We start from the raw sequence: 13,055 nt of genomic DNA on the forward strand, positions 1-13,055 counted from the left end.
AGTGAGTCCGTGATGCGGTTCCTTCTCGCGTTCATCGTGGTCGGCCCGCTCATCGGCGCCGCAGCGGCCCTCCTGCCGGCCCCGCCGGGACTGAAGGGGAAGTCACCCGGCCAGGCCGTACTGCGGCACGGTGTGACCGTCACCGGCGTGGTCCTCGCCGCGACGATGGTCCTCGCGCTGGGCTTCGACCACGACCAGCCGTCGAAGATGCAGGCCACGACGGACATCAGCTGGATCCCCGCGCTGGACGTGCGGATCCACCTCGGCACCGACGGCATTTCCCTCCCCCTCCTCGTCCTGACCGCGCTGCTGACCTTCCTCTGCGCGCTGTACAGCTACTTCAAGATGCCCGAGGGCCCGTCCCCCAAGGCGTTCGTCGCGCTGATCCTCGTGCTCGAGTCCGGCACCCTCGCCACCTTCGCCGTCCTCGACCTGCTGCTGTTCTTCCTCGCCTTCGAGACGGTCCTCATCCCGATGTACTTCCTCATCGCCCGCTGGGGCGGCGCCGGCCGGCGCCCCGCGGCCTGGAAGTTCATCCTCTTCACGCTGCTCGGTTCGGTCGTCATGCTGCTCGGCCTGCTCCTCGTGGGACTGCAGGCCGGCACCTTCGACATGCTGGCACTCGCCACTGACAACGGCCGCGGCCTCAGCCTCTCCCTGCAGGTCGCCGCCGTCCTCGCGATCGGGATCGGCCTCGCCGTGAAGACCCCGATGTGGCCGCTGCACAGCTGGCTGCCCGACGCCCACACCGCCGCACCGACGGTCGGCTCGGTCCTGCTCGCCGGGGTGCTGCTGAAGATGGGCACCTACGGCTTCGTCCGGATCCTCCTGCCGATCGCGCCCGACGGCATGCTGGTCCTCGCCCCGTACCTCGCCGCCTTCGCCGTCGTCGGCGTCGTCTACGGGTCCCTCGCCTGCCTCGCACTCGCCCGGCCCGGCTCCAGGGGCGACCTGAAGCGCCTGATCGCGTACTCCTCCGTCGGCCACATGGGCTTCGTGCTCCTGGGCATCGCGACCATGACCCCGACCGGCGTCAACGGCGCGCTCTTCGCCAACATCGCCCACGGACTCATCACCGGTCTGCTGTTCTTCCTGGCCGGCGCCGTCAAGGACCGCTACGGGACCGCCGACCTCGACACCCTCGCCGGCGCCACCGGCGCCGCGCTGTACGGCCGCGCGCCCCGCCTCGGCGGCCTGCTGGCCTTCGCGGCCGTGGCCTCGCTGGGCCTGCCCGGCCTGGCCGGGTTCTGGGGCGAGATGCTCGCCCTCTTCGGCGCCTTCGATCCCGCCGACGGCCTCAGCCGTCCCGCCTTCCTCACCTTCATGGCGATCGGCGGCCTCGGCACCCTCCTCACCGCCGCGTACCTGCTCGTCGTCGTGCGCCGGGTCTGCATGGGCGGCGCCCGGCCCGCCGGAGAGGCGCGGCTCGCCGACGTGCGCGGCTACGAGTTCGCCGCCTGGACGCCGCTCGTCGCCCTCACCGTCCTCGCCGGGCTCTGGCCCGCGGTCCTCCTCGGCCTCACCGACCCGGCCGTGCAGAAGCTCCTCTCTGGAGGAAAGGCATGACCCTGGCCGTCGCACCGCAGGCGCCCGCCGCGCCCGCCGCCCAGCCCGCCGCCGAGTCCGTGGTGCAGTCCGTGGTGCAGTCCGTCGACTGGCTCGCGATCGCCCCGCCCACCATCACCGCGGTGGCCGCCCTGCTCATCCTGGTCGCCGACCTCTTCGTCGCCGGGCGGAAGAAGGCGCTGCTGGGCTACGCGGCCATCGCCTCCCTCGCCGTCGCCATGCTCTCGCTGGTGCCGCTGCACACGGCCGACCGTGCCACGTTCTGCCTGACCACCGCCCCCGAGGTGTGCAGCTACACGGTGGACCGGTTCACCCTCGTCATCCAGTTCCTGGTGCTGGGCGGGGCGCTGGTCACCGCGCTGCTCTCGGTCACCGAGACCCGGAGGCGGCTGCCCGCCGGGGAGTACTGGTTCCTGCTGCTGTCCTCGGCGGCCGGAGCGGCCCTGCTGCCCGCCGCGCGGGACCTGGCCACCCTCGTCGTCGCCCTCGAGGTAGCCTCGCTGCCCGCGTTCGCGCTGGTCGGCCTGCGCCGAGGCGACCGGATGTCCAGCGAGGCGGCGCTCAAGTTCTTCCTGTCCTCGGTCACGGCCACCGCCGTGATGCTGCTGGGCGTCAGCTTCGTCTACGCGGCGACGGGGAGCCTGCACCTGACCCGGATCGCGGCCCGGATGGACGACGTCCCCGGCCCGCTGGACACGCTGGCCGCGACCGGTGTGGCGCTCACCCTGGTCGGCTTCGCCTTCAAGACGGCGGCCGTGCCGTTCCACTTCTGGGTGCCCGACACCTATGTCGGCGCGCCGCTGCCCGTCGCCGCCTACCTCTCCGTCATCGGCAAGGCCGTCGGCTTCTCCGGGCTGATCCTGGTGACGGTCATCGCCTTCCCCGCCCACGCCGACGTGTGGGGCCCGGTCGTCGCCGTGCTGGCGGCCCTGACCATGACCGCGGGCAACGTCGCCGCGGTACGCCAGTCGCCCACCCGCGCGCACAGCGCCGTACGGCTGCTGGCCTGGTCCTCCGTGGGGCAGGCGGGCTACATCCTGGTCCCGGTCGCCGCCGCCGCCCGGTCGGGGGACGTACCGATCGGCGCCACCGTCGCGTACGCCCTGATGTACGCCGTCGTGAACCTCGGGGCCTTCGCCGTGGTCGCCCTGGTCGCCCGTACGAAGCCGCTGAACCGGATCGCGGACTACCGCGGCCTGTACGCGACGCGCCCCGCGGCCGCCCTGGCGCTGGGCTTCTTCCTGCTCTGCCTGGCCGGCCTGCCGCCCGGCGTCATCGGTCTCTTCGCCAAGGTCGCCGTGTTCTCGACCGCGGTCGACGCCGGCCTCGGCTGGCTCGCCGTCGTCATGGCCGTCAACGTCGTGATCGCGCTCTACTACTACCTGCAGTGGACCGCGCTGCTCTTCCGGGCGCCGGAGGAGGCGCCCGCGCCCGCACCGGAGGGCCCGCCGGCCCGGCGCCGCGGCCCCGCACTGGTCACCACCGCCATCGCCCTCACCGCCGCCGCGGGCGTCGTACTGTCCGGCTGGCCGCAACTGGTGCTCCGCTTCGCGGCCGTCGACCTCTTCTGACCCGCCGGCGAGGGGAGCGGGCGGGCCCCTGCCCCGCTCCGCCCCCGCCCTGCCCTGCCCCGCTCCGCCCTGCCCCGCCCTGCCCTGCCGGGGCCGGCCCCGGCCGGGACCCGCCCGAGTCCGCGGAGGCCCCGTCGCCGGTCAGGCGGAACCGGCGGTTCGACAAGCGGCGCCCCGAGCGGGCACGGTGGTGACCGCGCACGGACGGCAGCAGGGCCGACACGGCGGCAGCGACGGCAAAGGAGTACCGCTGTGCTGAGCGGGTTCAAGGACTTCATCCTCCGCGGGAACGTGATCTCCCTGGCGATCGGTCTCGCGGTCGGATCCGCCTTCACGGCGGTCGTCACGGGATTCAGCAACGCCTTCATCACCCCGCTGGTCGGCGTGGCCACGCAGGGCGCCGGCGACTTCAGCAAGGCGGTCTTCACCGTCCAGGGGGTGAAGTTCCCCTACGGGCTCTTCGTCAGCGCCGCCATCGCCTTCCTCATCACCGCGGCGGTCCTCTACTTCTTCGTCGTCGTCCCGATGCTGAAGGTGCAGAACCGCTTCGCCAAGGAGGAGCCGGTCGGGATCAAGGCCGCCGTGCGCGACTGCCCGCGCTGCTACACGGAGATCCCCGCGATCGCCAGCCGCTGCGCGCACTGCACCAGCGATGTGCAGCCGCTCCCCGAGGCACTCGAGAAGGCCGGGCTGCTCCCCTCGCAGCGCTGAGCCGGCCGGGTCACCCGAACGGCCCAGCGGTGCCGCCGCCCACGCCCGCGGCGGCGGGGGAACCCGCGGCTCCCGCCTGGCGTTGACCAGTACGGGAGGGTCCACTGGAGAGCGGACCACGACCGCAGAGGTTCCCCTGCCGAGCCACTTGGAGGGCGTACCGTGCACCGCCGGCACAACGGACTGAGGACCGCCGTTCTCCTCGGAGGGCTGTCGGCCCTCATCATCGTCATCGGCAGTCTGTTCGGCCGTACCGGCCTGGTCGTCGCCGTGGTCGTCGCCCTCGGGACGAACGCCTACGCCTACTGGAACAGCGACAAGCTCGCGCTGCGGGCCATGCGCGCCCGCCCGGTGAGCGAGTTCGAGGCACCCGCGCTGTACCGGATCGTCCGCGAGCTCTCCACCCACGCCCGCCAGCCGATGCCCCGGCTGTACATCTCGCCGACCCAGGCGCCGAACGCCTTCGCCACGGGGCGCAATCCGCGCAACGCGGCCGTCTGCTGCACCGAGGGCATCCTGCGGATCCTCAACGAGCGCGAGCTGCGAGCCGTGCTCGGCCACGAGCTGAGCCACGTCTACAACCGCGACATCCTCATCTCGTCGGTGGCCGGCGCCCTCGCCTCAGTGATCATGTTCCTGGTGAACTTCGCCTGGCTGATTCCCATAGGCCGCTCGGACGACGACGACGGTCCCGGGCTGCTCGGCCTGCTGCTGATCATGATCCTGGGTCCGCTCGCGGCGTCCGTCATCCAGCTCGCCATCAGCCGCTCCCGCGAGTTCGAGGCCGACGCGGACGGGGCCAGGCTCACCGGCGACCCGCTCGCCCTCGCGAGTGCCCTGCGTAAACTCGAGGAGGGCACCAGGCGGCTGCCGCTGCCGCCCGAGCCGAAGATCGAGACGGCGAGCCATATGATGATCGCCAATCCCTTCAGGCCGGGACAGGCCGTCACCAGGCTCTTCAGCACCCACCCACCGATGGCCGAACGCATCGCCCGTCTCGAACAGATGGCAGGTCACCGCCCATGAAGACAGTCCTCAACGTCATCTGGCTCGTCCTGTGCGGATTCTGGATGTTCCTCGGCTATCTGCTGGCCGGCGTGCTGCTCTGCATCACCGTCATCGGCATCCCCTTCGGCCTGGCGGCCTTCCGCATCGGCGTCTACGCGCTGTGGCCCTTCGGTCAGACCGTGGTGGAGCGCCGGGACGCGGGCGCCCCGTCCTGCATCGGCAACGTGCTCTGGCTGGTCCTGGCCGGCTGGTGGCTGGCGCTCGGGCACATCGCCACGGGTATCGTCCTCTGCCTCACCATCATCGGCATCCCGCTGGGCATCGCGAACTTCAAGCTGATCCCCGTCTCGCTGCTGCCGCTCGGCAAGGAGATCGTGCCGAGCGACCAGCCGTTCGCCACGAGGTGAGGCGGATTCCAGGCGTCCTCTTCCCGGCGTCCCCGGCGTCCCCGCGACCGAGGGGCGTCAGGACCGTCCCAGGCTGACCCTCGCCCGTACCGCGTACGCCGCCGCGCCCGCGGCCAGCACCGCCGAGCCCGCCACCACCGACGACAGCGGCAGTGCGAACGCCAGCACCAGGCAGCCCGCCAGCCCGGCGGCCGCCGGCACCCGCCCCCGGGAACCGAGCGTCCAGGCCGAGGCGTTGGCGACGGCGTAGTACACGAGCACACCGAACGACGAGAAGCCGATCGCGCCCCGCAGATCCGCCGTCGCCGCCACCACGGCCACCACCGACCCCACCGCGAGTTCCGCGTGGTGCGGGACCTTGAAGCGGGGGTGGACGGCGGCGAGCGCCCGAGGCAGACGGCCGTCCCTGGCCATCGCCAGCGTCGTCCGGGACACCCCGAGGATCAGCGCGAGCAGCGAGCCGAGCGCGGCCACCGCCGCCCCGGCCGTCACCACGGGGACCAGCCCCGCCGCCCCCGCCGCCCGTACCGCCTCGGCCAGCGGGGCCGCCGCCCGGCCGAGTCCTTCGGCGCCCAGCACGGAGACGACCGCACAGGCCACGGCCGCGTACACCGCCAGGGTGATCCCCAGGGCGAGCGGGATCGCGCGCGGGATCGTCCGGGCCGGATCCCGCACCTCCTCGCCGAGCGTGGCGATCCGCGCGTACCCGGCGAAGGCGAAGAACAGCAGTCCGGCCGCCTGCAGCACACCCCCCGCGCCGCCGCCGGGGCCACCCGAGAGGAGCCGCCCGGAGTCCGCGGACGGCGAGGCGAGGGAGGCGACGACCACCGCCGCCAGTACCGCCAGCACGACCGCGACGATCGCCCGGGTCAGCCAGGCGGACTTGCGGACGCCTCCGTAGTTCACGGCAGTCAGGGACACGACAGCGGCCACGGCGACGGCGTGCGCCTGCTCCGGCCACAGGTACGCACCCACCGTCAACGCCATCGCCGCGCACGAGGCGGTCTTGCCGACGACGAACGCCCAGCCCGCGAGATACCCCCAGAACGGTCCGAGCCGCTCCCGCCCGTACACATACGTCCCGCCCGACGCCGGATAGCGGGCCGCGAGCCGGGCCGACGCCGTGGCGTTGCAGTACGCGACGACCGCGGCGAGCCCCAGGGCCAGGAGCAGCAGCGGCCCGGTGCCGGCCGCCGCGCCCGCGGGCGCCAGGGCGACGAACACCCCGGCGCCGACCATCGAGCCCAGACCGATGACCACGGCGTCGAACACGCCCAGCGACCTGCGCAGTTCATGTGTCATACGCCGCACCCTACGCACGGCCGCAACCGCACCGCCCACCCCGGTCGTCTGACATGGCAGCAGCGCGTTACGGGCAGGAGTCCGAGGACGCGTACAAGGAAAGGCAGGTCATGGCATGGGCATCATCAGCTGGATCATTCTCGGGCTGCTCGCCGGGGTCGTCGCCAAGATCCTGCTGCCGGGCCGCGATCCGGGCGGGCTGATCGGCACCACTCTCATCGGAGTCGCCGGCGCCTTCGTCGGCGGCTGGATATCGTCCCGCTTCCTGGACCGGCCGATCACCCAGGACTTCTACGACGGTGCCACCTGGGTGTCCGCCATCGGCGGTGCACTCGTCCTGCTGATCGCGTACCGCATCCTCTTCGGCCACTCCAGGGCCCGCTAGCGAGCGGGCCCGGCCCGCCGCGGACCCGGGGCCTCGGCCCTCCCGGCGCCCCGCTCCGGAAGCCTCGGTCTCCCGAAGCCTCGACCCGGCGCGGAGCCTCGACCCGGCCCGGGCGGGGCCAGGTCCAGCCGGCCGGCCGCGGCGCGGGACCGGCGCGGCCCCGGCGATGCCCGCCCGGACGGACCCGGGCACCCGTGGTACGCGGCCAGGCTCCGCCGAAGACGGACGGGTCCCCGGGCACCGGCTCCACCTCCGTGTACGGCCGGCCCCGGTTCCCGGAGTTACCCGAACCGATCCGCTCGCGGGAACACTCCCGCGCTCATGGCAGCGGTGCGCCTTCCGGTCCGCCCGCGCTCATACCAGCGGTGCGCCTTCCGGTCCGCACGTACTCACGGCACCGGCCCGCCCGCAACCGCCCGCACCGGCTCCCGTCCGCCTTCGAGCCCGAGCAGCCACTCCTTGTTCGGCAGCCCGCCCGCGTAGCCGCGCAGTGCGCCGTCGGCGCCGATCACCCGGTGGCACGGCCGCACGACCAGGAGCGGATTGCGGCCGATCGCCGTCCCCACCGCTCTCACCCCGGCCCCCGCGACGCCGACCCGTTCCGCGATCCGGCCGTAGCTCGCCGTCCGGCCGTACGGGATCTCCTCCACCGCCCGCCAGACACGCCGCTGGAAGTCCGTGCCGGCAACCGGAGCGAACTCGATCGAGAAACGCGTCAGCTCCCCGGCGAAATAGGCCCGGAGCTGCCCCGCGATCTCCTCGAACGCCCCCGCGGCGGGCCGCCGGCCCCGCCGAGCCTCCGCCGCGCGCTTCTGCCCGGGCAGGGAGAGCGAGACGAGCGCGGTGCCGCCGGCCGCGGTCGCGGACTCCTCACCGGCCAGCAGCAGCTCACCGAGCGGGCTGTCGACCGTCGTGTACATCGTCATCGTCTCTCCCCTGGGCCCGTCCGCCCCGGCCCGCGCCTACGAGTCTGCGGCGCGGGCGCCGCCGGGTCTGGCGGATTTCCGACATCGCACCCGGGCCGCCAGTGACAGGCGGCGGGGGCGGTGCGGCCCGGCCGCCCCACCTTCGACGTGAGATCACGGTTCGGCAGCAGGCCATCGACCCGGACAACGCGGACGCGTCGTACCCGGGTGAACCCAAGACGCACGAGAGCCACCCCGCCGTGCCACTCACCAGAGCGGCGACGCCCTCGCCGCACACCTCGAACGGGATCGCGGACGCCCGTGGGAGCCGGCCTCGGGTGAGGACCGAGGACCGGACCGACCCGCGCAAGCCGCGAATGCGTACCGCACGGCTGGTCTTCCCCAGCAAGCTTCGCGTGGCGGTGCGGCGGGGCGCATGGGCGCACACGTGGTCGCGGGCCATGAGGGTCGCCGGCGAGACGCTCGCAGAGCGGCACGAGCAGGCACGTGCGGCGTGGGTGCCGGGCGGGCAAGCCGCAGGGAAGCGAGCCGACCCGTATAGCGGCACCTGACGGCGCGAGCCTCCATGGCCTACGGCACTTCCACGCGCTTCGCTGCTCATCAGGCACGGCGAGCACGTCAAGACGGTTCGGAAGCGGCTCGGCCACGCCAAGCCGTCGATCGCGCTCGCCACCTGCACGCACCTGTGGCCGGACGAGGAGGACACAACGAGGGCCGCCGTCGAGGCAGTCCTCGGGGATGCGCCCCCGTTGTGCCCTGCTCGCTCAGCCTGACTACGTCCGTGCAGTTCAGACCATTTGATCAGCGGTAGTTGACGAACTGCAGGGCGAAGTCGAAGTCCTTGCCCTTCAGCAGGGCGATGACGGTCTGCAGATCGTCCCGGCTCTTCGAGCTGACCCGCAACTCGTCGCCCTGAACCTGGGCCTTGACACCCTTCGGGCCCTCGTCGCGGATGGTCTTGGCGACCTTCTTCGCGTTCTCCTGGGAGATGCCCTCCTGGATCGAGGCGAAGATCTTGTACTCCTTGCCGGAGAGCTGGGGTTCGCCGGCCTCCAGCGTCTTCAGTGAGATGCCGCGCTTGATCAGCTTGGACTGGAAGATGTCGAGGATCGCCTTGACCCGTTCCTCGCCGCTCGCCTGCATCAGGATCTTCTCGCCCGACCACTCGATGGTCGCGCCGGTGCCCTTGAAGTCGTAGCGCTGCGAGATCTCCTTCGCGGCCTGGTTGAGTGCGTTGTCGACCTCCTGCCGCTCGACCTTCGAGACGATGTCGAAACTGGAGTCGGCCATGTCCTGTGGCTCCTTGTATCGGGTGGCTAGACGGACGGCCGGATGCCCGGACCGCCAGGCAAAGCCTAGCCATCCGCGTCCGCCGCGGGTGCTGATCAAACCGGTGGCGGAGCACCCCTGGGGATCGGGTATCGTTTACGTCGTTGCCACGGAGCACCACGCGCAAGCGGCTCCAGAGCGACTCCCCATGGCGGTGTGCCCGAGTGGCCAATGGGAGCGGACTGTAAATCCGTCGGCTTAGCCTACCCAGGTTCGAATCCTGGCGCCGCCACGCGAAGTGAGACCCTCGTTGACCTGCGGAGACGCAGGGTGGCGGGGGTCTTCTCGTTGCCCCGGTGCGGTCTTTCGCCGGGAACCGGAGCGAGTGGCCCGTCGGATTCCGTTCCACTGATGTCCGGGCGCTGACCGGCGCATGTGAGCCTTGCGTGGGGCGGGTTGCGGAGCCTGCGGCGCCTGGGACCGGTGCCGTTCCTGCCGGTCTCCACCACCATCCGTACTCCCTCCACGGCGCCTGCACATGACCGCGGTCCGTCACGGCGCCGCTCATGTGCCGTCCAGGCGCCGGTCGTCCTGCCGGGGGACGCGTGCCGGCCGTCCTGCCCGACGCCGCGTGCCGGCCGTCCTGCCGGGGGACAGGCGCCGGAGCGGCCGCTTCAGGCCGCACGGTTCCGCGGCGCGGAGCGGGCCGTGGGCACCCCCGCCCTGCGGGAGGTGCCGAACTCAGGGGGCGACGGGCAGCGCGCGCTTGTGGCCGGTGGCCCGGTAGCGGCGGACGATCGTCTCGAAGGCACGCTCGTCCACCGGCTTGCCCTCCAGGAAGTCGTCGATCTCGTCGTAGGTGACCCCGAGCGCGTCCTCGTCCGCCTTGCCCGGGTCGAGGCTCTCCAGGTCGGCGGTCGGGGTCTTCCACACCAACTCGGCGGGCGCACCCAGCGCGTCGGCGACGGCGCGCACCCGGCGCTTGGTCAGGCCGGTCAGCGGCACCAGGTCCGCGGCGCCGTCGCCGAACTTGGTGAAGAAGCCGGAGACCGCCTCGGCGGCGTGGTCGGTGCCGACGACGAGACCGTCGTGCGCGCCCGCTACCGCGTACTGGGCGACCATGCGCTGCCGCGCCTTGATGTTGCCGAGCACGAAGTCCCGGTGGTGGGCGTCGCGGAAGCTCACGCCCGAGGCCGGCAAGGCGGCGAGTGCGGCGTCGCTCGCCGGCCTGACGTCCACGGTCAGCACCTGGTCGGCCCGGATGAAGTCCAGCGCGAGCCGTGCGTCGTGCTCGTCCGCCTGCACGCCGTACGGCAGGCGCATGGCGTGGAACCGCGCCTCGTGCCCGGCGGCCCGTACGCGTTCAACCGCGAGCTGGCACAGCCGGCCGGTGGTGGTGGAGTCGACGCCGCCGCTGATGCCGAGCACCAGGGAACGCAGGCCGGTGGAGGTCAGGCGGTCGGCGAGGAAGGCCACTCGGCGCTCGATCTCGTGCTCGGCCTCGAAGGCCTCGGAGACCTGGAGTTCCCGGGCTATCTCCTGCTGCAGGGCGATGGACGCCGACTCGCTCACGTCTGCTCCTTGCTCCGATTGGCGGTCTGCCGCTGTCGCGCTCACCCTAAGGCCTGCCCCGCAGCCCCCGGCCGGGCGCACGGCGACGGCTACGGAACCTCGACGCGTCGTCGAGTCACCGGAACGCGCCGGGTGTCCGGAATGCGCAGAATGTCCGGAAGGCAACGGGTGGCCGAATGCCGGGCGGGTGCCCGTGGAGACCGACCCGGGCGGGACGGTCCGCGGCCGAACGCCCCGCGACCGGCGCCCCGGTCCGCGGACGGCGTCCACGGGCGGGTCCGACTCGCCGGAGCCGGCCCGGCGGCCGAACATGGAGGGACAGCGCAGCCGGGGCTCTCGGCGGGAGACGCCAGTGGTGGACACCGATGTACTGATCGCGGGTGCCGGGCCGGTGGGACTGACCGCGGCCGCGGAGCTGCGGCGGCACGGGGCCGACTGCCGCATCATCGACCGGCTTCCGGCCCGGCTGCCGTACGCCAAGGCCGTGGGGATCCAGCCGCGGACCCTGGAGATCTGGGACCGGATGGGCATGGTCCGCGAAGCCCTGGACGCAGCCGTGCCGATGCGCGGCCAGCTGCTGTACGAGGACGGTGCCGAGCGGGGGCGCATCGATCTCCGGCTTCCGCCGGACGTGCCTTACGGGTTCGCGGCGCTGCCGCAGTACGAGACCGAGCGCGTCATCGAGGAGCACCTCGCCCGGTTCGGCACCTGGATCGAGCGCGCCACGGAGCTGCTCTCGTTCGAGCAGGAAAAGGACGGGGTACTCAGCAGGATCGCCACGGTGGACGGCGGGGAGGAGGAGGTCCGGTCCCGCTTCCTCGTCGGCTGCGACGGGGCCCACAGCGTCGTCCGCAACACGCTCGGGCTCACCTTCGAGGGTGCCGCCCTCCCCGAGGAGTACATGCTCGCGGACGTCGAGGTCGACTGGGGTCTGCCGCCGGGCTACGGCGTCCGCGCCGTGCACCACGGCGACGACGGAACCGTCGACGACCTGCTCGTCTGCGTCCCGCTGCCCGGGCGCGGCCGCTATCGGGTGTCCATGCTCGTCCCGCCGGAACTCTCCGCCGGTCGTCGCCCCGCGGGGGAGCAGGGCTCCCGAAGCCCCGTCGCGCACGGGCCGGAGACCGGGCGGCGGGCGCCCGGTATCGAGCACATCCAGGCCGTCCTCGACCGGCTCTCCCCGGAACCGACCACGGCTTCGGCCATGCGCTGGTCCTCCGTGTTCCGGATCAGTCACCGCCTGGTGAACAAGTACGCGGACGGTCGGGTCTTCATCGCCGGCGACGCCGCGCACATCCACCCGCCGACCGGTGCCCAGGGGATGAACACCGGAATCCAGGACGCCTGCAACCTCGCGTGGAAACTGGCTCTCACCGTGCGGGGCGCGGCGCATCCCCGCCTTCTGGACAGTTACGACGCCGAGCGCCGTCCCATCGGTGAGGAGGTGGTCGAGCGCACGGTCCGGCACGCCGCCCAGGGCGTCCGGGCCGATTCCGGCGATCTCGCGACCGTCATCCTGCGTGAGGCCCAGCTGCTCGTCGCCTATCCGGACAGCCCCGTCGTCGGCCTGGCCGCACCGGGTCTGGCGGGTCCCGGCCCCGGCGACCGGGCGCCCGACTGCGGCGGTCTCACCGGGGGTGTCGCCGCCCTTCCCCTCCGGCTGTACGACCTGCTGCGCGACCGTGGCCATGTGCTGCTGCTCCACGCCGACTCGGCCGCCGCGCTGGGCGCGTGCGCCGAGGTCGCCACCGCGATCCGCCATCTCACGGACGGGCAGCTGACCGCCCTGGTGCTCCTCGCTCCCGGCGCGGACGCCGGTACGGGTACGGGTATCCGTACCGGTACGGGGACGGATACGGGGACTGCCGCGGGTGCGGACGCCGGCAGGGCCACGGGTACGGGTACGGGTACGAGTACGGCGCCGGGCGTCCGTGCGGAAGACGAGGGCGCGAACGGAGGCACGGCCGTCGCATGGGGTGCGCCCGACGGCGGCACCGGGGACGTCACGGAGATCGTGGGCTACGCGACGGACACGGACGGCCGGCACCTGCCCGCCTTCCTCGACAGCCGAGGCGAGTTCGCCCGTGTCTACCGCTCGACGGGTCCTGCCGCCTTCGTCGTACGGCCGGACGGCTATCTGTCCGTGCGTGTGGCGCCGCTGACCGGTGCCGCTGCCGTGGCGGCGCTGTCCCGGGAACTGGCGCGGGTCTTCCGGCTGTAGGCGGCGACCCCCGCACCGGGTAGGGCATCCGGGCCCGGCGACCGTCCGCGGCTGCCCCGGTCCGTCCGCTCGCCGCCGCGGCGGCGGTAGGGTGCGGCCGCAGGTTCACGGACACGA

At 72.8% G+C, this 13,055-nt stretch carries 11 protein-coding genes and 1 tRNA gene; 8 read left to right on the plus strand and 4 right to left on the minus strand.

Going from position 1 to position 13,055, the window contains the following annotated elements; translation table 11 throughout:
- The first annotated feature begins 12 nt into the window (after nucleotides 1–12).
- From DDQ41_RS18655 to DDQ41_RS18675, 5 genes are all read left to right on the plus strand, one after another.
- Nucleotides 13–1,566, plus strand: coding sequence for an NADH-quinone oxidoreductase subunit M (locus tag DDQ41_RS18655; RefSeq protein ID WP_109297816.1), 1,554 nt, complete (start codon nucleotides 13–15; stop codon nucleotides 1,564–1,566).
- Nucleotides 1,563–3,137: an NADH-quinone oxidoreductase subunit N gene (locus tag DDQ41_RS18660; RefSeq protein ID WP_109295513.1), complete on the plus strand. Its 1,575-nt coding sequence runs from the start codon at nucleotides 1,563–1,565 to the stop codon at nucleotides 3,135–3,137. The genes DDQ41_RS18655 and DDQ41_RS18660 overlap by 4 nt, the downstream gene beginning before the upstream one ends.
- 252 nt (nucleotides 3,138–3,389) lie before the next feature.
- Nucleotides 3,390–3,848 carry a large conductance mechanosensitive channel protein MscL gene (gene mscL / locus DDQ41_RS18665; protein ID WP_109295514.1) on the plus strand — a complete coding sequence of 153 codons (459 nt, stop codon included), beginning with the start codon at nucleotides 3,390–3,392 and terminating at the stop codon, nucleotides 3,846–3,848.
- Between the two features lie 162 nt (nucleotides 3,849–4,010).
- On the plus strand, nucleotides 4,011–4,874 hold the full coding sequence (htpX, locus tag DDQ41_RS18670; RefSeq protein WP_109295515.1) for a zinc metalloprotease HtpX: 864 nt from the start codon (nucleotides 4,011–4,013) through the stop codon (nucleotides 4,872–4,874).
- Complete coding sequence (locus DDQ41_RS18675) at nucleotides 4,871–5,263, plus strand: YccF domain-containing protein (RefSeq protein ID WP_017948758.1); 393 nt, start codon at nucleotides 4,871–4,873, stop codon at nucleotides 5,261–5,263. Before htpX ends, DDQ41_RS18675 begins: the two co-directional genes overlap by 4 nt.
- A 57-nt stretch (nucleotides 5,264–5,320) precedes the next feature.
- Here DDQ41_RS18675 and DDQ41_RS18680 read toward each other — a convergent pair whose 3' ends face one another.
- Nucleotides 5,321–6,565 carry an APC family permease gene (locus DDQ41_RS18680; protein ID WP_109295516.1) on the minus strand — a complete coding sequence of 415 codons (1,245 nt, stop codon included), beginning with the start codon at nucleotides 6,563–6,565 and terminating at the stop codon, nucleotides 5,321–5,323.
- 115 nt (nucleotides 6,566–6,680) lie between these two features.
- Between DDQ41_RS18680 and DDQ41_RS18685 the strand changes: the two genes are divergently transcribed.
- On the plus strand, nucleotides 6,681–6,950 hold the full coding sequence (locus DDQ41_RS18685; RefSeq protein WP_109295517.1) for a GlsB/YeaQ/YmgE family stress response membrane protein: 270 nt from the start codon (nucleotides 6,681–6,683) through the stop codon (nucleotides 6,948–6,950).
- Nucleotides 6,951–7,339: 389 nt separating this feature from the next.
- On the opposite strand, the gene DDQ41_RS18690 is transcribed toward DDQ41_RS18685, so the two are convergent.
- Together DDQ41_RS18690 and DDQ41_RS18695 are read right to left on the minus strand one after the other, a co-directional pair.
- The gene (locus tag DDQ41_RS18690) at nucleotides 7,340–7,876 is read right to left on the minus strand and encodes a methylated-DNA--[protein]-cysteine S-methyltransferase (RefSeq protein WP_109295518.1); all 537 of its coding nucleotides are present in this window, start codon (nucleotides 7,874–7,876) and stop codon (nucleotides 7,340–7,342) included.
- A gap of 801 nt (nucleotides 7,877–8,677) precedes the next feature.
- Nucleotides 8,678–9,166 carry a YajQ family cyclic di-GMP-binding protein gene (locus tag DDQ41_RS18695; RefSeq protein ID WP_109295519.1) on the minus strand — a complete coding sequence of 163 codons (489 nt, stop codon included), beginning with the start codon at nucleotides 9,164–9,166 and terminating at the stop codon, nucleotides 8,678–8,680.
- Between the two features lie 189 nt (nucleotides 9,167–9,355).
- Here DDQ41_RS18695 and DDQ41_RS18700 point away from each other — a divergent pair.
- A tRNA-Tyr gene (locus tag DDQ41_RS18700) sits at nucleotides 9,356–9,437 on the plus strand.
- Between the two features lie 449 nt (nucleotides 9,438–9,886).
- On the opposite strand, the gene nadE is transcribed toward DDQ41_RS18700, so the two are convergent.
- Nucleotides 9,887–10,717 (minus strand): ammonia-dependent NAD(+) synthetase, encoded by an 831-nt coding sequence (gene nadE / locus DDQ41_RS18705; protein WP_109295520.1) that lies wholly within the window; start codon nucleotides 10,715–10,717, stop codon nucleotides 9,887–9,889.
- A gap of 310 nt (nucleotides 10,718–11,027) precedes the next feature.
- Here nadE and DDQ41_RS18710 point away from each other — a divergent pair, with 310 nt between their 5' ends.
- Nucleotides 11,028–12,938 (plus strand): FAD-dependent monooxygenase, encoded by a 1,911-nt coding sequence (locus tag DDQ41_RS18710; RefSeq protein ID WP_262508496.1) that lies wholly within the window; start codon nucleotides 11,028–11,030, stop codon nucleotides 12,936–12,938.
- Nucleotides 12,939–13,055: the final 117 nt, after the last annotated feature.

The organism is Streptomyces spongiicola (assembly GCF_003122365.1).
GTDB classification, from domain to species: domain Bacteria; phylum Actinomycetota; class Actinomycetes; order Streptomycetales; family Streptomycetaceae; genus Streptomyces; species Streptomyces spongiicola.

What these genes read in the sequence shown, in the direction of transcription:
- DDQ41_RS18655 (WP_109297816.1), top strand. Translation starts at nt 13, where the DNA reads ATGCGGTTCCTTCTCGCGTTCATCGTGGTCGGCCCGCTCATCGGCGCC.
- DDQ41_RS18680 (WP_109295516.1), bottom strand. Translation starts at nt 6,565, where the DNA reads ATGACACATGAACTGCGCAGGTCGCTGGGCGTGTTCGACGCCGTGGTC.
- DDQ41_RS18695 (WP_109295519.1), bottom strand. Translation starts at nt 9,166, where the DNA reads ATGGCCGACTCCAGTTTCGACATCGTCTCGAAGGTCGAGCGGCAGGAG.
- DDQ41_RS18685 (WP_109295517.1), top strand. Translation starts at nt 6,681, where the DNA reads ATGGGCATCATCAGCTGGATCATTCTCGGGCTGCTCGCCGGGGTCGTC.
- DDQ41_RS18690 (WP_109295518.1), bottom strand. Translation starts at nt 7,876, where the DNA reads ATGACGATGTACACGACGGTCGACAGCCCGCTCGGTGAGCTGCTGCTG.
- DDQ41_RS18675 (WP_017948758.1), top strand. Translation starts at nt 4,871, where the DNA reads ATGAAGACAGTCCTCAACGTCATCTGGCTCGTCCTGTGCGGATTCTGG.
- DDQ41_RS18710 (WP_262508496.1), top strand. Translation starts at nt 11,028, where the DNA reads ATGGAGGGACAGCGCAGCCGGGGCTCTCGGCGGGAGACGCCAGTGGTG.
- DDQ41_RS18660 (WP_109295513.1), top strand. Translation starts at nt 1,563, where the DNA reads ATGACCCTGGCCGTCGCACCGCAGGCGCCCGCCGCGCCCGCCGCCCAG.